Here is a 21,076-nt window from a genome sequence, read left to right on the forward strand (position 1 = left end):
CTCGTCAGTGATCGGGCTTATAGACCCCAGCCCTTTCCCCAGTCAACAACCAATTTCAAAAAATTACGAGAAAATCGTAAGTGGCTGTTTTTGAAGGAATTATTCTTTCGGCCGCGAACTGATCCGAAACCGGGCAGAGTGGCGATCGTTTTTTTGAGCGCTCGCGCCCAGGAAAGTCCGTGCCTGCCGGTCCTATATGGTTAACGACCTATTGATGTTCAAGGGCCCGACGTGAACCCGCCGGAGCGGACAGGATTTCACGCAGGAAGCAGCCCCGGTTCGCGGCAACGGAATCGACAAGGAAATCGCGCAGGGCCTTCACCCGGGGCATCCCGATCAGGTCGCGGTGGCAGATCAGCCAATAGGTCCGCTGGAGTGCGATCTCGTCCGGCAACACGATTTCGAGATCAGGCTCATCCTTGGCCATGAAGTGCGGGAGGACGCAGAGCCCCAATCCCTGTCGCACCGCCTTCAACTGGGTGAGAATGCTCGAGCTTTGGAAATGGGCCCGGAGCCCGGGCTGTAATTCACCGAGATAGTCGAGCCCCGGCGTGAAGATCATGTCGTCGATATAGCCGGCGAAGCGGTGCGAACCGAGATCGTTGCGTGTACGGATCAGCGGATGACCCGCGAGATAGCTGCGTGCGCCATAGACATGCAGCGTATAGGGTGTCAGCACTTCCGAATGGTAAGGCCCTGCTTTCGGTGCGGCGAGCGCTACCGCGACATCGGCCTCCTTGCGCGACAGCGACATGATCTGCTGGATCGCCACCAGTTCGAGCGAGATGTTGGGATAGCGGCCCACAAAGTCCGATAGCCGGTCCGCAAGGAAGAAGTTGCCGAAGCCTTCGAGCGTGCTCAGCCGAACAACGCCGCGTTGCGCCGTCATGCCGTCACTGATGTCGAGCTGCAATTGCTCGGTCTCCCGCTCGATCCGCTCAGCTGTCTCGACAAACCGCTGCCCCATCGTGGTCAGCACATACCCGCGCGGATTGCGCTCGAATAGCTTTACTTTGAGTGCGAATTCGAGCCGGTCGATACGGCGCGACACCGTCGCGTGACTCGTCCTCAGGCGCCGCGCCGCGGTCGAAAGCTGCCCCGTCCGCGCGACGGCGAGGAAGAACTGCAGGTCGTCCCAGGTAAAATTCGGATTCATGCCCCTCCCTTCCTGTTCAAAAATGAACAGATGCTGTTTGCAATTTACGGGGCACCCGCCTTGCTTCCAAGCAAAATTTTCTGGATGGTAAATACTCGGCCGGCATTGGAGGAGTATGTCTGGCCAAATTTGAACAGAGCGACATCGGAGACGACCGGGGCCTCGAAAGGACGCCGGCGAGCTCTATCTGTTTTGGCACGGCGGCTCCCGTCGCACGGAACAACCTTTGGGAGGAGGAAAAATGCATAAGAAACTGATCGCCACGCTGGCAATGGTGCTCGCCAGCAGCACGGCCGCCCTTGCCGACGCATCCGACGGCAAGGTGAAGATCGGCATCCTCAACGACCAATCCGGCGTCTATGCCGATTTCGGCGGCAAATCGTCTTACGAGGCGGCGCTCATGGCGGTCGAAGACTTCGGCGGCAAAGTGCTCGGCGTTCCTGTCGAGGTGGTTACGGCAGACCACCAGAACAAGCCGGACATCGCTTCGAATATTGCTCGGCAATGGTACGACACCGAACAGGTGGACAGTATCATGGAGTTGACCACCTCCTCCGTTGCGCTCGCGGTCCAGGCGATCTCGAAGGAGAAGAAGAAGATCGACATCGTAACCGGAGCGGCGACGACGGAGCTGACCGGCAAACAGTGCAGCCCCTATGGTTTTCACTGGGCCTATGACACCCATTCGCTCGCAGTCGGCACCGGCGGTGCGCTGGTCAAACAGGGCGGAGACAGCTGGTTCTTCCTGACCGCTGACTATGCCTTCGGCTATTCGCTCGAGGAAAATACCGGCAACTACGTCAAGGAGAACGGCGGTACCGTCGTCGGTGCCGTCCGCCATCCGCTCGCCTCCACCGATTTCTCTTCCTTCCTCCTTCAGGCGCAGTCCTCGGGAGCCAAGGTGATCGGCCTTGCCAATGCCGGCCTTGACACCTCCAACGCCATCAAGCAGGCGGCCGAATTCGGGATCGTTCAGGGCGGCCAGCGCCTCGCGGCTCTGCTCTTCACGCTTGCCGAAGTCCACGGCCTCGGCCTTGAAGCCGCGCAGGGGCTGACGTTGACGGAGGGTTTCTACTGGAACCGCGATGAGGAGAGCGCCAAGTTCGGCAAACGCTTCATGGAGCGCACCGGCAAGATGCCGAACATGGTTCATGCCGGCACCTACTCGGCCGTGCTGCAATATTTGAAGGCGATCGAGAAGGCCGGCACCGACGAAACCGAAGCAGTCGCCAAGGAACTTCATGCGCTGCCGGTCGACGACGTTTTCGCCAAGAACGGGACGGTCGCACCGAACGGCCGGATGGTCCACGACATGTACCTGCTCGAGGTGAAGAAACCGGACGAGAGCAAGGAGCCTTGGGATTACTTCAAGGTGCTCGCGACCATCCCCGGAAAGGAAGCCTTCATGGATCCGGCCCAGAGCGGCTGCGAACTCGTGAAGTCCTGACCGGCACGACGATGGCTGTCGCCACGCCTCTGGTGAACGAAGCGCCGCGGGTGGTCCTCTCCGCCCGCGGGCTGCGCCGCGACTTCGGCGGCTTTACCGCCGTCAAGGACGTCGACCTCGACGTCCATCATGCCCGCGTGCATGCGCTGATCGGCCCGAACGGGGCCGGCAAGACCACCGTATTCAATCTGCTGACGAAGTTCCTGCAGCCGACACACGGCACGATTACCCTGCTCGGCGAAGACATAACCAAGACTGCACCCGACAAGGTCGCCCGCATGGGCCTCGTGCGCTCGTTCCAGATCTCGGCAGTGTTTCCGCACCTCACAGTGCTCGACAATGTCCGGGTGGCGCTGCAGCGGCCGAACCGCCTCGCGACCCAGTTCTGGAAACCTCTTTCGGCGCTGGACGCGCTGAACGGCAAGGCCGAGGAACTGATCCGTTCGGTCGGTCTCGAGAAGGAAGTGAACGCCGTTGCCGCGGACCTTTCCTACGGTCGCAAGCGCGTGCTCGAGATCGCCACCACGCTGGCGCTCGAGCCGAAGGTGCTGCTGCTCGACGAGCCGATGGCGGGCATGGGGCATGAGGATGTCGGCATGGTCGCCGAGATTATCCGCGAAGTGGCACGCGAGCGTGCCGTGCTGATGGTCGAGCACAATCTCTCGGTCGTCGCCACGCTCTGCCACCACGTCACCGTCCTGCAGCGTGGCGAGATCCTCGCCGAAGGGGATTATGCAACGGTGTCGGAGGACCCACGCGTGCGCACCGCCTATATGGGCACGGAGGAGACTTCCTGATGAAACCGCTTCTCAAGGTGGCTGGCCTCAACGCCTGGTACGGCGAAAGCCATGTCCTGCACGGCGTCGACATGACCGTCGGCGAGGGAGAAATGGTCACGCTGCTCGGCCGCAACGGCGTCGGCAAGACGACGACGCTGCGCGCGATCATGGGAATCGTGCGCGAGCGCAAGGGCGAAATCAGCTTTGCCGGCGAGGACCTGATGCGTGTGCCCCTTCACCGCGTCGCCCGCCGTGGCCTGGGCTACGTCCCGGAGGAGCGTGGCATCTTCTCGACGCTTTCCGTTTATGAGAATCTTGTGCTGCCGCCCGCGCTCGCTAAGGGCGGCATGACGATCGACGAGATTTTCGAGCTCTTTCCCAATCTCCACGAGCGCCGTAACAGCACCGGAACCAAGCTCTCCGGCGGCGAGCAGCAGATGCTGGCCATTGCCCGCATCCTGCGTACCGGGGTCAGGATGATGCTGCTCGACGAGCCGACCGAAGGACTCGCCCCCGTCATCGTCCAGCGTATCGGCGAGGTGCTGAAGAAGCTGAAGGAAAGGGGCATGACCGTTCTGCTGGTGGAACAGAACTTCCGGTTCGCAAGCAAGGTCGCGGACCGCTTCTACCTGATGGATCATGGGCGTGTCGCCGGCGAGTTCCCGGTCTCGGAGCTTTCCGGGCGCATGGAAATGCTGCATGATGTGCTCGGGGTGTAAGCCATGACGATGATTTTCGGAATCCCACTTCAGGCTTTCCTAGGGCAGCTCCTGATCGGGCTCATCAACGGCTCCTTCTACGCACTCCTCAGTCTCGGCCTCGCCATCATCTTCGGGCTCTTGCGTGTCATCAATTTCGCCCATGGCGCTCAATACATGCTCGGCGCCTTCATCGCCTGGCTGCTGCTCTCCTATCTCGGAATCGGCTATTGGCCGGCACTGGTTCTTGCGCCGCTCCTCGTCGGTCTCATCGGCGCCGCGATCGAACGCACGATGCTGAGGCAGCTCTATTCTCTCGACCCACTTTACGGTCTCCTTTTCACCTTTGGCCTGGCCCTGACCGTAGAAGGCACCTTCCGCTATATTTACGGCGCATCCGGCCAGCCCTATGCGACACCGGCGCTGCTGGCCGGCGGAGCCAATCTCGGCTTCATGTTCCTTCCCATCTATCGCGGCTGGGTCATCGTCTTCTCGCTGATCGTCTGCCTCGGCACCTGGCTCGTCATTGAGAAGACCAAGCTCGGCTCCTATCTGCGCGCCGCAACGGAGAACCCGGTTCTGGTGCAATCCTTCGGCATCAACGTGCCCTTCCTGCTGACACTGACCTACGGGCTCGGCGCAGCGCTCGCCGCGCTTGCCGGAGTCCTTGCCGCGCCGATCTATCAGGTCTCGCCGCTGATGGGCTCGAACATCATCATCGTCGTCTTCGCGGTGGTCGTCGTCGGCGGCATGGGCTCGATCATGGGCGCAATCGTCACAGGCTACCTGCTCGGGGTCGCCGAAGGACTGACCAAGGTCTTCTACCCGGAAGCCTCCAACATCGTGATCTTCGTGATCATGGCCATCGTTCTCCTGCTGAGGCCCGCGGGTCTCTTCGGCCGGGATGCCTGATATGACATTGACACTCGATCTCGCCAAGCGGAAGGAGCGTTCGCCGTTCATCGTTCAGACGGTGTTCCTCGGCGTGGGCCTTGCCTGCCTCCTGCTTGCTCCCTTGTTCTTCTATCCCGTTTTCCTGATGAAGCTTCTGTGCTTCGCGCTGTTCGCCTGCGCTTTCAATCTGCTGCTCGGCTATACGGGGCTACTCTCGTTCGGCCACGCTGCCTTTTTCGGCGGGGCGGCTTATTTCACCGCCCATGCCGTGAAGGAATGGGGCGTCCCACCCGAACTCGGAATCCTCGTCGGCGTCTTCGGCGCGGCGCTGCTCGGCGCCGTCATCGGCTTCTTCGCCATTCGCCGGCAGGGCATCTACTTCGCCATGATCACACTGGCACTGGCGCAGATGTTCTATTTCTTCTGCCTCCAGTCCGGGTTCACTCGAGGCGAGGACGGAATTCAGTCGGTGCCTCGCGGCCATCTCCTCGGAGTCATCGATCTCTTGCAGCCGACGAACATGTATTATTTCGTGCTCACCGTCTTCGTCATCGGCATCGCAATCATCTGGCGGATCATCAATTCGCCCTTCGGGATGGTCTTGAAGTCGATCCGCGAAAACGAGACGCGGGCGGTGTCGCTCGGCTATTCGGTAAGAAACTACAAGCTCGCAGCCTTCGTCATGTCGGCGGCACTTACCGGTCTCGCCGGCGGTCTGAAGGCGCTCGTTTTCCAGTTCGCGACGCTGACCGACGTCAGCTGGCAGATGTCGGGCGAGGTCATCCTCATGACGCTTCTCGGCGGCATCGGAACGCTGATCGGACCGATCTTCGGGGCGGGCCTCGTCGTCACGCTGCAGAACTACCTGGCGACGTCGGAATTCCCGGTCACCATCATCACCGGAGTCGTCTTCATGGTTTGCGTGCTTCTGTTCCGCCGCGGCATCGTTGGTGAGTTTTACAACTCCCGGCTGGGCCGCAAGCTCGGCTTCGAGCACAGGCACAAGCACTGACCTCGAGCGAGATGAGGAAAAATGTGCGGTTTTCCGCCCGTATTCCGCTCTCACTTACTGGAGTCATGTTTTGGCCGACCCGGCCTAAAAACATCGTGATCGAGCATCGGTCCGAACCATCGGGACCTCGACAAAGAGAAAAGCATGGACACGTTCGACTACATCATCGTCGGAGCGGGCAGTGCCGGCTGCGTGCTCGCCAATCGCCTGTCGGAAAACCCGGATCGCCGCGTTCTGTTGCTGGAGGCCGGCGGCAGCGACAATTATCACTGGATCCACATTCCGGTCGGCTATCTCTATTGCATCAACAATCCCCGCACCGACTGGTGCTTCACCACGGCCGCGGAGGAAGGGCTCAACGGCCGGTCGCTCGGTTATCCTCGCGGCAAGGTTCTCGGAGGCTGCTCCTCGATCAATGGAATGATCTACATGCGCGGGCAGGCGCGCGACTACGACCTCTGGCGCCAGCTCGGCTGCGCCGGCTGGAGCTGGAATGACGTGTTGCCGCTCTTCAGGAAATGCGAGGACCACCATCGCGGCGCCGACGAAATGCACGGCGCAGGCGGCGAATGGCGGGTCGAGAAGGCGCGCGTCCGATGGGCCGTGCTCGACGCTTTCCAGAAGGCCGCCACCGAAGCCGGCATCCCCGAGACAGACGACTTCAACCGCGGAACCAACGAGGGTTCGGGCTATTTCGACGTCAACCAGCGGTCCGGCATCCGCTGGAACACGGCCAAGGCATTTCTCAGGCCTGCGATGCGCCGACGCAATCTCACAATCCTCACGAAAGCCCATGTCCGCCGACTTGTTCTCAATGATCGACGTGTCTCCGGCGTCGAGTTCCAGCATGACGGGGTCACCAAAAGCGTGCTGGCCCGTCGAGAGGTGGTGCTTTCCGCCGGCGCAATCGGTTCTCCGCACATCCTGGAACTCTCCGGCATCGGCCGACCCGACGTGCTGCGCGAAAACGGCATCGAGGTCCGCCATGAGCTGCCCGCCGTCGGCGAGAACCTGCAGGACCATTTGCAATTGCGCCTCGCCTACAAGGTCACGGGCGTGCCTACGCTCAACGAAAAAGCCACTTCGCTCTTCGGCAAGGCTGCGATCGGTCTCGAATATCTCGTCCGCCGCTCCGGCCCCATGGCAATGGCGCCGAGCCAGCTCGGCATCTTCACGCGCTCAGGTCCGGAAAAGGAAACGCCGGATCTGCAGTATCATGTACAGCCGGTAACGCTCGAAAAGTTCGGTGAACCGGTGCATCCCTTCCCCGCAATTACGGCAAGCGTCTGCAATCTGAGGCCGGAAAGCCGTGGTTCGGTGCATCTGAAGAGCCCGGATTTCGCCGCGGCGCCGAATATCCGTCCGCGCTATCTCTCGGCCGAGGCCGACCGGGAGGTGGCCGTGAAGGCGATCCGGCTCACCCGCCGCATCGTCTCGCAGCCCGCTTTCGCCCGCTACAAACCGGTCGAGTTCAAGCCCGGCCCGAGCTACGAAACGGATGAAGACCTGAAGCGCGCCGCGGGCGAGATCGGAACGACGATCTTCCACCCGGTAGGCACCTGCCGCATGGGGGGCGACCAGGCGAGCGTCGTCGATCCGGAATTGCGGCTGCGCGGCCTCGCCGGCCTGCGGATCGCCGACGCGTCGATCATGCCGACCATCACCTCGGGCAACACCAATTCGCCGACGATCATGATCGCGGAAAAGGCAGCCGAGATGATCCTGGCTGCAGATCGCTAGAGCAACTAGGAAAAGTGCGTAGCCGTTTTCCGCTGCCCGTTCAGTCTATTCCGCCGCCTCGGCCTCCGGGGCCGGCACGTAGTTGAGGACCGGCGACAGCCAGCGCTCGACTTCCCGCACGCTCATCTGCTTGCGCTCGGCATAGTCTTCCACCTGATCGCGCTCGATCTTGGCGACGCCGAAATAGTAGGAATCGGGGTGACCGATATAGAGGCCAGATACAGAGGAGCCCGGCCACATGGCATAGCTCTCGGTGAGCTTCACGCCGATCGCTGCCTCGGCATTCAGGAGCCGGAAAAGCGTCTCCTTCTCGGTATGGTCGGGCTGTGCCGGATAGCCGGGAGCAGGCCGAATGCCGGCATAGGGCTCGCCGATCAATTCCTGCGGCGTGAAGGCTTCATCCGCGGCATAGCCCCAAAGCTCCTTGCGCACATATTCATGCATCCGCTCGGCGAAGGCCTCGGCGAAGCGGTCGGCCAGCGCCTTGACCATGATCGAAGAATAGTCGTCGTTGGCGCGCTCGAAGCGTTCGGCGATCGCCACCTCCTCGATACCGGCGGTGACGACGAAAGCGCCGGCATAGTCCCGCTTGCCGCTCTCGGCCGGAGCAACGAAATCGGCCAGGGCGACATTCGGACGTCCGTCTCTTTTCACCAGTTGCTGGCGGAGCGTGAACAAGGTGGCAAGCTCACCTTTGCGCGTCTCATCTGTGAAGAGGCGGACGTCGTCGCCGACGCTGCCGGCCGGCCAGAAGCCGACCACGGCTTTGGGGGCGAACCATTTTTCCGCCACGATCTGCGCCAGCATCGCCTGCGCGTCTTCGAAGAGCTGGCGGGCAGCCGCCCCTTGATGCTCGTCGTCGAGGATGCGTGGATAAACGCCCTTCATTTCCCAGGTCTGGAAGAAGGGCGTCCAGTCGATATAGCGGGCGAGTTCGGCAAGATCCCATCCGTCGAAAACGCGCGTGCCGAGGAAGGACGGCACTTTCGGCCGATGCGCCTCCCAATCGATCTTTACCGCGTTCGCGCGTGCCTGCGAGAGAGGCAGACGACGCTTCTCGGCTTCGTTGCGCGCATGCGCCTCGGCAACCTTGAGATATTCCGCGCGGATGGTTTCCTTGTAGCCGTCGCGGACCTCCGGCGAGAGCAGGCTCGATACGACGCCGACGGCACGGCTTGCGTCCGTGACATAGACCGTCTGGCCGAGGCTGTAGCGCGGATTGATCTTTACCGCCGTGTGCACGCGGCTGGTCGTCGCGCCGCCAATCAGCAATGGCAGGTCGAAGCCCTCCCGTTCCAGCTCGGAAGCGACATGCGCCATCTCGTCCAGCGATGGCGTAATGAGGCCGGAAAGGCCGATGATATCAACCTTCTGCTCGCGCGCCACTTCGAGAATCCTGGCCGAGGATACCATGACGCCGAGATCGATGATCTCGTAGTTGTTACAGGCGAGCACGACGCCGACGATGTTCTTGCCGATATCGTGCACGTCGCCCTTGACGGTCGCCATCAGGATCTTGCCGGCGCTCTCGCGCGCCTCGCCGCCGCCATTGGCACGCTTTTCCGCCTCCATATGGGGGAGCAGCACCGCAACGGCCTGCTTCATCACGCGCGCGGATTTGACCACCTGCGGCAGAAACATCTTCCCCGAGCCGAAGAGGTCGCCCACCACGTTCATCCCGGCCATCAGCGGCCCTTCGATGACATGCAGCGGCCGCTCGGCAGAGAGCCGGGCTTCCTCGGTATCGGCTTCGATGAATTCGGTAATGCCGTTGACGAGGGCATGCTCGAGCCTTTTCTCGACCGGCCATTCGCGCCAGGCTAGATCCTTCTCCCTGCCCTGGCTCCCGCCCTGCCCGCGATAGCGTTCGGCGATTTCCAACAGGCGCTCGGTTCCATCGGACCGGCGATTGAGCACGACATCCTCGCAGGCTTCGCGCAGCTCCGCGTCGATCGCATCATAGACGGCGAGCTGCCCGGCATTGACGATGCCCATGTCCATGCCGGCCTGGATCGCATGGTAGAGAAAAACGGCGTGCATCGCCTCGCGCACGGGCTCGTTGCCGCGGAAGGAGAAGGACAGGTTCGACACGCCGCCGGAGATATGGACGTGCGGCAGCGCCGCGACGATCTCGTGCGTCGCCTCGATGAAGTCGACGCCGTAATTGTCGTGCTCCTCGATGCCGGTCGCGACCGCGAAGATATTCGGGTCGAAGATGATGTCCTCCGGCGGAAAGCCCACCTCTTCCGTCAGCAAGCGGTAGGCGCGGCGGCAGATCTCCACCTTGCGGGTCTTCGTGTCGGCCTGCCCTTTCTCGTCGAACGCCATCACCACGACGGCGGCGCCATAGGCGCGCACGAGACGGGCGTGATACAGGAACGCTTCCTCGCCTTCCTTGAGCGAGATGGAGTTCACCAGCGCCTTGCCCTGGACGCATTTGAGTCCTGCTTCGATGACCTCCCACTTGGACGAGTCGATCATCACGGGCACGCGCGCGATATCCGGCTCCGAGGCAACGAGGTTCAGGAACTCGACCATGACCTGCTTCGAATCGATGAGGCCTTCGTCCATGTTGACGTCGATGATCTGGGCGCCGTTCGCCACCTGATCGCGCGCGACTTCGAGTGCGGCGGCGTAGTCCCCGGCAGTGATCAGCTTGCGGAACTTCGCCGAGCCGGTGACATTGGTGCGTTCTCCCACATTGACGAAGGGGATCTCGTCGGTGAGCGTGAAGGGCTCGAGGCCGGAAAGCCGCATCAGGCGTTCGGTCTCCGGCACCCGGCGCGGCGGATATTTGGCAACCGCTTCGGCGATGGCGCGGATATGAGCCGGGGTCGAGCCGCAACAGCCACCGACGACATTGACGAGGCCGTCCCGGGCGAAGCCCTCGATCTGCGCCGCCATCTGCTCGGGGCTTTCGTCGTACTGGCCGAATTCGTTGGGCAGGCCCGCATTGGGATAGGCGCAGACCAGCGTATCGGCTATCGCCGAGAGCTCGTCGATATGGGCACGCATCGCATTGGCCCCGAGCGCGCAGTTGAGGCCGATCGTAAACGGCGATGCATGACGCACCGAATACCAGAAAGCCGTTGGCGTCTGTCCCGAGAGTGTGCGGCCGGAAAGATCGGTGATCGTGCCTGATATCATTATCGGCAGGTGAACAGCTTTCTCCGCGAACACTTCCTGCGTCGCAAAGATCGCGGCTTTGGCATTCAGTGTGTCGAAAATAGTCTCGATCAGGATGATGTCGGCACCGCCATCGATCAGACCACGCACCTGCTCGGAATAGGCAAGCCTCAGATCATCGAAGCTGACGGCACGATAACCGGGATTGTTGACGTCCGGCGAGATCGAGGCTGTGCGGTTGGTCGGCCCGAGTGCGCCAGCCACGAAGCGCCGCCTGCCGTCCTCTGCCTCGGCCCGCCGCGCAGCACGCCGCGCCAACCGCGCGCCATCGCGATTGAGGTCGTAGACCATGTCCTCCATGCCGTAATCGGCCTGGGCGATCCGGGTCGAGGAGAAGGTGTTGGTCTCCAGAATGTCGGCACCGGCGATTGCGTAATGATAATGTATCTCTTCAATCGCCTTCGGTTGCGTGAGCGTCAGAAGGTCGTTGTTGCCCTGCTGATGGCAATTGCAGGCGCCGAAACGCTCGCCCCGGAAGTGATCCTCGACGAAACCCAGCTGCTGGATCTCCGTCCCCATTGCGCCGTCCATGATGAGGATACGCTCGGCGGCCGCCTGTGCGAGCTGGCGGAAGATTTCCGAGCCATCCGGCTTGGGCGAAACGTGTCCAAAGAGGTCGTCGGAGGCGGACATGGGAGATCTCCCGTTCTGAAAACGACAAATGATTATTGATTTACTCACATAAACATATCTTTATGTCAACATACGTGTCGGTCACGTTTGGAGACCGGACGGCAAAACGGCCCGCCGGCGTGTGCGGCGGGCCGTTCAAAAGCGGGACGACTAAGATTGTGTGCGGCGTTTTCGGCCCGTCACATTCGCTTAAGGCAATCCTCCAGCTCATGGATCGCACAAAGAATATGATAGAACGTGCTCGCCGGCGCCGGCTCTTCGACGAAGCTGCCATCCGCCTTCTGCTTGTCGCGCCAGAGGCCCCGAACAGGCACGTCCAGGAAGCGCTGCAACGCCGTGGTGGCGCGTCTGGCCGAAGTCAGATAACGCTGCCGCTCGGCGCCGTCCGTGAGAGCCGCGAAACGGATCGCCGCCTTCAGCCACTCCGTCTGCGGCCAAAGCCGTGCGACCGGATCGGCGATCGAGAAATCATCGAGCAGCGTCATGACCACCACCTCGCGGCCCGGGCACAGCCCGTGCGTCTCCCCTATTTCGAAGAGCCGCCGCGCCTTGAGGATCGCTCGGTCGTTGCCGCGCCGTTCCGCCCAGCGCAGGAGCAGCCACGCCCATTCGAAATGGTGGCCCGGCTCGATGATGCGGCCCTTCGCGCCCGGAAACGGTCGCCAGTCATGGTCGAAGAATTCGCGCAGCGCGCCGCTTTCGGCGTCGATGAAGCAGTCCATCGCTAGATTTGCGATCTCGTCGGCGAGATCGGTCCAGGCGTTGCGATCGAATCCCTCCGCCTCCTGGCTTGCAAGGCAGGCCTCGAAGAGATGCATGTGCGGATTGGAGCCGAGCGGCAGGCGTGGAGGGTTATCTTCCTCGAAGCCGGCGAGCGGGTGTTTGCAATGGCTCCAGAGTTTTCGCCTGAGATTGTCGCTGCGTTCCACCATCTCGGCTTTGCGCTCCGGCAAGGCTTCCGCCATATGGGCGAAGGCAAGCAGGGCGAAGGCCTGGTTGTACAGATCGAAGGAGGGATCGATCAGTTCGCCATCCGCATTTGCCAGGGCCCCGTAGAAGCCGCTCGGCTGTCCGTAGACGCGGTCAAAATAGCGAAGGCCGTCTTCGGCGGCCATCCGCCAGTCCCCGGTCCAGCCGCGCCGCCCCGCCGCCGCGAAGCAATAGACCTGACGGGGCTGCACGCGAGAGCGCCGGTCGGCGCGCGTCGGTTCGCCGTTCATATGGATCGTTTCGACGAAGCCGCCGTCGAAGCCCTTCTGCCGCCAGAGCGGCAGAGCGGCCTCCGTCAGCCATCCCGAGAGCGCACCTGCCTGGAGATGAATATCCATTCCCTATGCGCTTCCGTCAGCTCTCGAGTTTCAATTCGTCGTGGTTCGCGCCGAGGAGTTCCGCCAGTGCCTCGACCACGAGATTGTGATCGTCTCGCTGCGGCAGGCCGGAAACGGTCACTGCACCTATGCAGCCCGTTCCCTTGACGACGATCGGGAAGCTGCCGCCATGGGCGGCGAACTCGGCATCAGCCAGGCCGAGCTTCGCCTGCAGGTTCGTCTGCTGCTTGAGGAGGCTCAAGCCCGTGGCGTAGCTGCTTTTGAACAGGCGGAACACGGTGTTGCGCTTGCGGCGTACCCAGTTCGGATTGTCCGGTGTCGCCCCGTCGAGCGCGGCATAAAAGACCTGCATGGAGAAGAGCGTGATGTCGATGACGCAGCCGAGCTTGCGCTCCGCGGCCATGCGGCGAAGCGTTACGCCGAGTTTCCACGCCGTGTCGAGATCGAAGCGCTCGAACTGCAATTGCTGCTCTTGCAGCGCAATCCGGCGCAGATCGTTATCTATGTTCATGATGCCTCCGCTTGTCGTGATCCGTACGATGGGATGTCTCGCGCCCGCCGAGGCTCGACACTCTCTATTCCTTCCAAAGCCATGCGGCGCCGCGCACCCCGGAGCTGTCGCCGTGCACTGCCTTGCGAATCGGCGTTTCGAAACTGTCGCCGAAAAGATATTTCGTAATCAATGCCGGCAGTTCAGCGTAGATCTCGTCGACATTGGACATGCCCCCGCCAAGCACGAAAACGTCGGGGTCGACGATATTCGTCAAGAGCGCGAGGCTGCGGGCCAACCGGTCGACGAATCGCTCGTAGACACCGGATGCCGCCGGATCGCCCGAGCGGCTCGCTTCGATAATGTCCCGTCCGCGGCGTTCCATGCCGGTCGTCAGGCGGTAGTCGAGTTCAAGTCCCGTGCCGCAGGCATACATGTCGAGGCAACCGAGCTTGCCGCACCAGCACCTGTGCCCCGGATATTCGTCCCTGGTCATCCAGGGCAGAGGATAATGGCCGATCTCGGCGGCGATACCCTGATACCCGGCATGAACCCTCCGATCGATCGCGAGCCCCCCGCCATGGCCCGTTCCGACGATGACGCCGAAGACGAGTTTTGCGTCCTTGCCCGCGCCGTCCACGGCTTCGGACACGGCGAGGCAATTGGCATCGTTTGCAAGACGCACCGGACGGCCGAAAGCCGCTTCGAGATCCCGCCCGAGCGGCTTTCCGTTAATGAGCACTGCGTTGGAATTGCGCACGATGCCGGTGCGCGGATTGGGGCTTCCGGGTATGCCGATGCCGATCGAGCCGCGCTCGCCGGCCGTGCTTTCGGCCGCCGCGACGAGTTCCACGACGGCTCGGATGCAATCGTCATAGCCGCTCGTAGGCGTTGGAACGCGATGCCGCGCACGCGTCTCGCCTCCGCGATCAAGCGCGATGACCTCCATTTTCGTGCCGCCCCAGTCAATTCCGATAAACATCTGTCAGGATCTTTAGAATGAAAATGCTGTCAAGAAAGGTGAGCCAGCCTCCGCGGAGGCGGCATCTGCTTAGCATTTGAGACATTGATGGCGCTAGCCCCCGAGAACCGGCGAGCCGCCGCAAATAGACCGAAATCTGCTGAAAAACACTTGGCGAAGAGGCTGCGCTTTTGTATGGGTCTATTCCAAGTGGTCCCGTAGCTCAGCAGGATAGAGCACCAGATTCCTAATCTGGGGGTCGCGCGTTCGAATCGCGCCGGGATCACCATTTTTCCTGACGATAACGACGAGCGCCCAAGGCGGCTTATCGGCCGCTCTGGAGCGTTCCAGTATTTCGTTGAAAAACTGAAACGCTCCAACCTGCTACCTATGCACTTCCAGTCGGCAGCGACAGAAGGTGACAGTTAAGCCTGCTCACACGTCCGCGGCGATGTGAGCCGCGTTCACAAGAGCAGACATAGCAGCCACAAGCTGAGGAAATCAGCTGAGTACGCGGACGTTTTCGGCTCTCGATTTTCCGGTCTTACGATCCTGACCAATCTCGTAGCTCACCCGCTGCCCTTCGCTCAGCGAACCGCCCTCCTGCAGGGCAGACACGTGAACGAACACGTCTGTGCCTCCATTCTCGGGCGTAATGAAGCCAAATCCCTTGTCGCCATTGAAGAACTTAACGGTGCCAGTGGCCATAACTCATCCTCGATTTTTCACGGCCGATCGCCGTCGCGGGGCAGCCTATAGCTCGAAAGCGCCGTCCGCAATCTGTTCATCGCTCTTCGATGCCGGAAGTAAACGCTCAAACTGCAGTGCGGCGGCGGAAACACCCTCGTTTCAAGCCTCCGCTCGACCCCCGTCTATGCATCCTTGAACCCCCATTTGGACTCCGGATCCTCCTCCAGAACGACGATCTGGCGCGGACCTCCATCCAGCTCGTCGCGCCGGCGGGTGACGATATCGGCGATGAACGCCTCTGTGTCGGCCTCGTCCAGCAGACGCTCGTCTTCAGCCCTGCCGTTTTCCCGAAGGGCTGAGACAAGCATCGGCGTCGTGAAGGCGGCGCCGCTCTGATCGAAGTCTTGAAGGAGATCGCGGACGTTTTGCTCCAACTTCAATTTTTGTTCCTCAGTCAGCATGGTGCCTCCAGAATCTGCACGGAACCCATAGCCGACAACCGTAAGCTTCGGCCTTCGTCGCCATTGCTGCGCCTTCGATCGGCGGCTTGCCGGCCTCGAATGGGCTAATAACCGCCAAAACAGAGGATTGTTTCACTCCAGAACGCCTGAGCCCCACCAAAACTCTGAACGGAACAAGCCGCCCTGCCCCCCCGTTAGACCTCCAGCCCGTCACGCCGAAACCGAAGGAGAAAGAACATGGTGAACCCGGATCTACATGAATCTCACGATCTTATCGCAAGTGATAAGGTGGTTGGCACCACCGTCTATGACATGAACGGCGAGAACGTCGGCTCTATCGAACGGATCATCCTGGAAAAGCGCGGTGGCCGCGTCGCTTATGCTGTGATGAGCTTCGGCGGCATACTGGGCATCGGACATGAGCATTACCCGCTTCCCTGGGAAATGCTCGATTACGATACCAGCCTTGGCGGGTTCCAGGTGAACATCACCAAGGAGCAGGTCGAAGGTGCTCCGAGATATCCTGCGGGACAGGATTATGATTGGAGCCCTGAGAGCGGCCGCCGGGTCTACGATTACTACGGAATTGCGCCCTATTGGGTGTGAGGGTGCGAGAGACCGGAAGCTGGGGGCGGGATGAGCAACACTGATTGCAGTGTTCCGCCCCCACCCCGCGACTCAAATCTTTGGAATTACGTTCATGTCTTTAGGTCGATCCGACCTAAAAACATCGTGACCTAGGAGGCTATTGCCAGAGCGGCCGCAATGACGAGCAATAGGGGGCCCATCCATTTGAAATGACCGCTCAAGGTCGTCACCCAAGGCGACCGGGTGGCCGGGTTACCGGATAGCTGCACGTATCCGAAACCCACTGACGTCATCCACAGGCCGGCGCAAAACATGATGATCTCATCGATATAGGCTGCAATCATGGCTCCCCGTCTCCGATAGTATGCCGTACCAAACACTGGACCAGATGAGCATAGGTCAGGCGGAATGGAAAGCGGTCAGATTTGACCTGCGAAACGACTGAGCCGTCAGACTATTCCGTTTTCCTGCACAGGATTCCCGGGTCTTCCTCGCCCTCCATCGTATCGAAAAGCCTCGCCTCGTCGCCCTTCGTCCACCAGACATACTGCCCGCCGGCATATCTGGCACCCGATCCGGAAATGACGTTCGACGCGACGATGAAGGTGCCCTCGATCGCCAGTGTCGCGAGCGAAACGGGACCGGCATTGATATACTCCGCCTGGACCGTCTTGCCGGCACATTGATAGCGGACGATCTGCCGCTCGACGGCGTCGGCGCCGGGGATGCGGAGCTTGAGTTCGGCACCGCCCGAGGCCCGGGAATCCATGAAGGTCAAGCGAATGACAGGCGGGCCGTTCGGCCTCGCGAGCGTCAGCTTGCTCCCCTCTATTTTCCAACTCAGTTCGTCTCCGAGAGCATTCAGAAATTTGCGCTCCTGATCCATTGCCGCGGGTACGCACATCTTGCGTGTCGCCGCTGCGAAGCCGAACGAGATCGTTGCGCCCGAAAGGCTGAACGCCCCGGTAAAATGATTGCAGCCGGCCATGCCGCCATAGGTCCCGTCTTCGCGGATCTCAAGGGTGGTTTGAAGATCGTCGATCACACCACGACCGCCCATGTCTTCGGCCAGCCAGGACCCGACGAGCTGCTCCGGGACCTTTTCGGCGGCAACCGTCTGCATCGAGGCAAGTTCTATCAGCACGCAAGCGCAGGATGCGGCGGTCAGGGCTTGCAGCATCCAGGAACTCCTTAAGTTTAATCATCGTTAGGCGGTGCTATCGATTCTTACCCGAGCACTGTCTCTTAGAGAAGGGCAATGACTCCGCCCTTGTTGCCGGGAGCGTTCGGCTGTAGAGCCTAGTTAAATCGATAAAACGAGAAGAATACGGGATTGGCAATGGCATCCGGCGATGAGTTGAAGCGCCGCCTGACGATATTGGGCTCCACCGGATCGATCGGAACCAGCACGCTCGACGTGATCGAGCGGCTCGGCGGACGCGATCGGTTCGAGGTTGCTGCACTGACGGGTAACGGCAACATACCGCTGCTTGCCGCGCAGGCCCGCCGTATGGGTGCAGAGCTCGCGGTCACCGCAGACGGGGATCGTTATGGCGAACTCAAGGATGCGTTGAGCGGCAGCGGCATCGAGGTCGCGGCCGGCCGAACTGGTCTGAGCGAGGCGGCAGAGCGCGATGCCGGCTGGGTGATGGCCGCCATCGTCGGGAATGCCGGCCTTGGCCCCACCCTTGCAGCTGCCCGTCGCGGCGCCGACATCGCGCTGGCCAACAAGGAATGCCTTGTTTCCGCCGGCAGCCTTTTCATCGATGCCGTGGCCGAGGGCGGCGGCCGGCTGCTGCCCGTCGACAGCGAACACAATGCAATCTTTCAGGTCTTGGAGAACGATCAGCGTCATGCCGTGGAACGCATCGTGCTCACCGCCTCCGGCGGCCCCTTTCGCACCAAGTCGCTCGACGAGATGCAGCACGTGACCGCAGAGGCCGCCCGCGCCCATCCGAACTGGTCGATGGGGCTCAAGATTTCGATCGACAGTGCCTCGATGTTCAACAAGGCGCTCGAGATGATCGAGGCGCGCCACCTTTTCAACCTGCGACCGGATCAGATCGAGGTGATCGTTCATCCACAATCGGTGGTCCACTCGATGGTCGGTTACGCGGACGGCTCGGTGCTGGCACAACTCGGCTGCCCCGACATGCGCACCGCGATCGGCTACGCCCTTTCCTACCCCAGACGCTGCGATCTGCCAGTCGAACGGCTCGACTTCGCCAGGCTCGCGCGGCTCGATTTCGAGGCGCCGGACGAGGTGCGGTTCCCGGCGCTCAGGCTCGCACGCCGTGCGATGGAGGAAGGCGGCCTACAGGGCGCAGTGCTGAACGGTGCCAAGGAAACGGCGCTGGGGGCCTTCATCGAAGGCCGGGTCGGCTTCCTCGACATGGCTGAAATCGTCGAAGAGGTGATGAACGATCTTGCCGGCCTGCCGGCCGCCACGAGCATGGACGACGTTTTCGCGGCGGATGAGCAGGCCAGGCAGGCGGCCGCTGGGATGATCCCTTAGAGATTGTCGGGAAACCTGCCCCTTATCCGCCTGCCGGACCTTCTGGACGCAGGCCGGGCAAAGGGACAAGTGGCGGTGCGCCTCGCCCCACACAAGCGTTGCCGCGATTGAGAGAGGCCGGGTGAGCCTTACGCCACCGCCCTTGCGAGCGCGCAGCGCGACCAGAGCGAATGCAGTGCGCCCACCAAGTGGTCGATATCGGCATCCGAATGCAAGGGGGTCGGCGTGATGCGCAGGCGTTCGGTCTTCTTCGGCACCGTCGGATAGTTGATTGGCTGGACATAAACCCCGAAATTGTCGAGCAACAGGTCGGAAATCCATTTGCACTTGGCCGCATCGCCGACGATGACCGGCACGATGTGGCTGGGATTCACCATATGCGGAATGCCGCGCTGATCGAGCAGCGAGCGCAGCCGACGCACGCGCTCCTGATGCGCGAAGCGTTCGGTCTGGCTTTCCTTGAGGTGGCGAATGGAGGCGAGCGCACCGGCGGCAAGCGCCGGCGGCAGCGCCGTGGTGAAGATGAAGCCGGACGCAAAGGAGCGGATGAAATCGCAGAGCGCGGCCGATCCGGTGATGTAGCCGCCCATGACGCCGAAGGCTTTGCCGAGCGTGCCTTCGATGACGGTCAGCCGGTGCATCAGCCCTTCGCGCTCGGCGATGCCGCCGCCGCGCGGCCCGTACATGCCGACCGCGTGCACTTCATCCAGGTATGTCATCGCCCCGTATTTGTCCGCGAGGTCGCAGAATTCCTTGATCGGCGCGATGTCGCCATCCATCGAATAGACGGACTCGAAGGCGATGATCTTTGGCGCGCGCGGATCGGCGGCTGCAAGCTTCGCCTCGAGATCCGCCACCGAATTGTGCTTGAAAATGACCCGCTCGCATTTCGAGTGACGAATGCCTTCGATCATCGAAGCGTGGTTGCCGGCATCTGAAAAGACGATGACGCCGGGAAGCTTGGAACAGAGCGTCCCGAGCGCTGCCCAGTTCGAAACGTAACCGGAGGTGAACAGAAGCGCCGATTCCTTGCCGTGCAGGTCGGCAAGTTCGCGCTCGAGCATCACATGGTAATGGTTGGTTCCGGAAATGTTGCGGGTTCCGCCGGCGCCGGCGCCGCATTCGTCGATCGCCTGCTTCATCGCGTCGGTGACGATGGGACACTGACCCATGCCGAGATAATCGTTCGAGCACCAGACAGTCACTTCCTGGGCGCCTTCGGCCGTATAGCGCGTCGCCTTGGGGAAGTTGCCGCGATGACGGGCGAGATCGGCGAAAACCCTGTATCGACCTTCCTGATGCAGCCCATCCAGCTCGTTTTTGAAGAAACTCTCGAAATCCATCATCATCTCCAGTGCCCTGCCGCCTTTCTTCCTTCAAAGCGATCAGGGGTCAACCCCGGACAGGCTCCGCCGCGTGGGCTGCGGCAAAAGGCCTCTCAGCCTCCAAGCCTTGGGCATTCTTCGCGGCACGCCCCGTGCCTGGCAAGCTGGAAAGATGCTCGAAAACGCCGATACATTTTCAAATCTTTCCACGGTAATCAGGCCCGACATCTACGCCGAGCCCATGAAGCTCAGTTTTGAACTATTCCAAAATGGCTACAAACTCATTCTCTCGAACTTTTAACGAAGTCAAGCAGCGGCGCAAAAAGGACGGCCACGGCCGCCCTTTTTTGATACCAAAGTTTGCCTTCAGGCAGCCGCTACTGCCCTTTTCGCCATCACCTTGACGAGATTGGCCCGATAGGCCGCGCTTGCATGAATATCGGAAAGCAGGTCCGAATCGTCCACTGTCACATTGGCGACCGCAGCCGGAGACCAATTGGCCGAAAGTGCCGTCTCAAGGCCCTGATGGCGGAAGACGCCGCTCGACCCGGCTCCGGTGACCGCAACACGCACGACGCCATCGTCGCGGCGGGCGACGAAGACGCCTGTCATCGCGTAGCGCGATGCCGGATTGGCAAACTTCTGATAGGCCGCCTTCACCGGTGCTTCGAAGCGGACGGCAGTCACGATCTCGTCCTCCTCCAGCGCCGTTTCGAAAAGGCCCGTGAAGAAGTTTTCGGCCCTGAGCTCTCGCCTGTCGGTCATGATTACCGCGTCCAGTGCCAGCATAGCGGCCGGATAGTCTGCGGCCGGATCGTTGTTGGCGATGGAGCCTCCGATCGTACCCATATGACGGACATGCGGGTCGCCGATGTGGCTGGCAAGCCCGCAAATGGCCGGACAGACGGCGGCGATTGCGGCTGACGTCGCGACCTCCTCGTGCGTTGTCGCCGCGCCGATCCTCACCGCGCGGCCGTCGACGGTGACGCCCTTCATCTCGGCAATGTGCCGGAGATCGACGAGGTCGCTCGGCGCGGCAAGCCGCTGCTTCATCGTGGGAATGAGCGTCATGCCACCGGAGAGATATTTGCCCTCCGCCACGGTCCCCATCAGCTTTGCCGCCTCCTCGATCGAGGCGGCCCTATGATAGTTGGTCTCGTACATATGTCGTCC

At 61.5% G+C, this 21,076-nt stretch carries 19 protein-coding genes and 1 tRNA gene; 9 read left to right on the plus strand and 11 right to left on the minus strand.

Annotation, left to right across the window (positions count from 1 at the left end):
* Positions 1–208: 208 nt before the first annotated feature.
* Positions 209–1,156: a LysR family transcriptional regulator gene (locus FB009_RS29825; RefSeq protein ID WP_012067076.1), complete on the minus strand. Its 948-nt coding sequence runs from the start codon at positions 1,154–1,156 to the stop codon at positions 209–211.
* Between the two features lie 241 nt (positions 1,157–1,397).
* Between FB009_RS29825 and FB009_RS29830 the strand changes: the two genes are divergently transcribed.
* The 6 genes from FB009_RS29830 to FB009_RS29855 all read left to right on the plus strand — a co-directional run bounded on the left by FB009_RS29830 (position 1,398) and on the right by FB009_RS29855 (position 7,726).
* Positions 1,398–2,603, plus strand: a complete 1,206-nt coding sequence (locus tag FB009_RS29830; protein ID WP_012067077.1) for a beta-hydroxybutyrate-binding protein — start codon at positions 1,398–1,400, stop codon at positions 2,601–2,603.
* Between the two features lie 11 nt (positions 2,604–2,614).
* Positions 2,615–3,400: an ABC transporter ATP-binding protein gene (locus FB009_RS29835; protein WP_012067078.1), complete on the plus strand. Its 786-nt coding sequence runs from the start codon at positions 2,615–2,617 to the stop codon at positions 3,398–3,400.
* Entirely contained in the window at positions 3,400–4,101 is a 702-nt protein-coding gene (locus FB009_RS29840; RefSeq protein WP_012067079.1) for an ABC transporter ATP-binding protein, read from the plus strand. The genes FB009_RS29835 and FB009_RS29840 overlap by 1 nt, the downstream gene beginning before the upstream one ends.
* A gap of 3 nt (positions 4,102–4,104) precedes the next feature.
* Positions 4,105–4,992: a branched-chain amino acid ABC transporter permease gene (locus tag FB009_RS29845; protein WP_012067080.1), complete on the plus strand. Its 888-nt coding sequence runs from the start codon at positions 4,105–4,107 to the stop codon at positions 4,990–4,992.
* Between the two features lies 1 nt (position 4,993).
* On the plus strand, positions 4,994–5,986 hold the full coding sequence (locus FB009_RS29850; protein ID WP_012067081.1) for a branched-chain amino acid ABC transporter permease: 993 nt from the start codon (positions 4,994–4,996) through the stop codon (positions 5,984–5,986).
* 144 nt (positions 5,987–6,130) lie between these two features.
* On the plus strand, positions 6,131–7,726 hold the full coding sequence (locus FB009_RS29855; protein WP_012067082.1) for a GMC family oxidoreductase: 1,596 nt from the start codon (positions 6,131–6,133) through the stop codon (positions 7,724–7,726).
* A gap of 45 nt (positions 7,727–7,771) precedes the next feature.
* On the opposite strand, the gene metH is transcribed toward FB009_RS29855, so the two are convergent.
* From metH to FB009_RS29875, 4 genes are all read right to left on the minus strand, one after another.
* Positions 7,772–11,545 (minus strand): methionine synthase, encoded by a 3,774-nt coding sequence (gene metH / locus FB009_RS29860; protein WP_028054246.1) that lies wholly within the window; start codon positions 11,543–11,545, stop codon positions 7,772–7,774.
* Between the two features lie 179 nt (positions 11,546–11,724).
* Positions 11,725–12,873 carry a mannose-6-phosphate isomerase Pmi gene (gene pmi / locus FB009_RS29865; RefSeq protein WP_012067084.1) on the minus strand — a complete coding sequence of 383 codons (1,149 nt, stop codon included), beginning with the start codon at positions 12,871–12,873 and terminating at the stop codon, positions 11,725–11,727.
* Between the two features lie 16 nt (positions 12,874–12,889).
* Positions 12,890–13,384, minus strand: a complete 495-nt coding sequence (locus tag FB009_RS29870; protein ID WP_012067085.1) for a heme-degrading domain-containing protein — start codon at positions 13,382–13,384, stop codon at positions 12,890–12,892.
* A 64-nt stretch (positions 13,385–13,448) separates the two neighbouring features.
* Positions 13,449–14,345: an ROK family protein gene (locus FB009_RS29875; RefSeq protein WP_012067086.1), complete on the minus strand. Its 897-nt coding sequence runs from the start codon at positions 14,343–14,345 to the stop codon at positions 13,449–13,451.
* 191 nt (positions 14,346–14,536) lie between these two features.
* Here FB009_RS29875 and FB009_RS29880 point away from each other — a divergent pair.
* Positions 14,537–14,613: transfer RNA gene (locus tag FB009_RS29880), tRNA-Arg, on the plus strand.
* Positions 14,614–14,825: 212 nt separating this feature from the next.
* On the opposite strand, the gene FB009_RS29885 is transcribed toward FB009_RS29880, so the two are convergent.
* Together FB009_RS29885 and FB009_RS29890 are read right to left on the minus strand one after the other, a co-directional pair.
* Entirely contained in the window at positions 14,826–15,032 is a 207-nt protein-coding gene (locus tag FB009_RS29885) for a cold-shock protein (RefSeq protein ID WP_012067087.1), read from the minus strand.
* A 164-nt stretch (positions 15,033–15,196) separates the two neighbouring features.
* Complete coding sequence (locus FB009_RS29890) at positions 15,197–15,454, minus strand: hypothetical protein (RefSeq protein WP_225996774.1); 258 nt, start codon at positions 15,452–15,454, stop codon at positions 15,197–15,199.
* A 258-nt stretch (positions 15,455–15,712) separates the two neighbouring features.
* Between FB009_RS29890 and FB009_RS29895 the strand changes: the two genes are divergently transcribed.
* The gene (locus FB009_RS29895; protein ID WP_012067089.1) at positions 15,713–16,081 is read left to right on the plus strand and encodes a PRC-barrel domain-containing protein; all 369 of its coding nucleotides are present in this window, start codon (positions 15,713–15,715) and stop codon (positions 16,079–16,081) included.
* A gap of 131 nt (positions 16,082–16,212) precedes the next feature.
* On the opposite strand, the gene FB009_RS29900 is transcribed toward FB009_RS29895, so the two are convergent.
* Both FB009_RS29900 and FB009_RS29905 read right to left on the minus strand, forming a co-directional pair.
* Positions 16,213–16,407, minus strand: a complete 195-nt coding sequence (locus FB009_RS29900; RefSeq protein ID WP_012067090.1) for a membrane protein — start codon at positions 16,405–16,407, stop codon at positions 16,213–16,215.
* A 110-nt stretch (positions 16,408–16,517) separates the two neighbouring features.
* Entirely contained in the window at positions 16,518–17,243 is a 726-nt protein-coding gene (locus tag FB009_RS29905; protein WP_024312337.1) for an META domain-containing protein, read from the minus strand.
* Between the two features lie 159 nt (positions 17,244–17,402).
* Here FB009_RS29905 and dxr point away from each other — a divergent pair, with 159 nt between their 5' ends.
* The gene (gene dxr, locus FB009_RS29910; RefSeq protein WP_012067092.1) at positions 17,403–18,578 is read left to right on the plus strand and encodes a 1-deoxy-D-xylulose-5-phosphate reductoisomerase; all 1,176 of its coding nucleotides are present in this window, start codon (positions 17,403–17,405) and stop codon (positions 18,576–18,578) included.
* Positions 18,579–18,706: 128 nt separating this feature from the next.
* Here the strand turns inward: dxr and hemA are convergent, their stop codons facing one another.
* Both hemA and FB009_RS29925 read right to left on the minus strand, forming a co-directional pair.
* Complete coding sequence (gene hemA, locus FB009_RS29915; protein WP_024312336.1) at positions 18,707–19,921, minus strand: 5-aminolevulinate synthase; 1,215 nt, start codon at positions 19,919–19,921, stop codon at positions 18,707–18,709.
* A gap of 348 nt (positions 19,922–20,269) precedes the next feature.
* Positions 20,270–21,067 (minus strand): FAD binding domain-containing protein, encoded by a 798-nt coding sequence (locus tag FB009_RS29925; RefSeq protein WP_012067094.1) that lies wholly within the window; start codon positions 21,065–21,067, stop codon positions 20,270–20,272.
* Between the last annotated feature and the right edge of the window lie 9 nt (positions 21,068–21,076).

Origin of the sequence: Sinorhizobium medicae, assembly GCF_007827695.1 — a bacterium.
Lineage (GTDB): Bacteria > Pseudomonadota > Alphaproteobacteria > Rhizobiales > Rhizobiaceae > Sinorhizobium > Sinorhizobium medicae.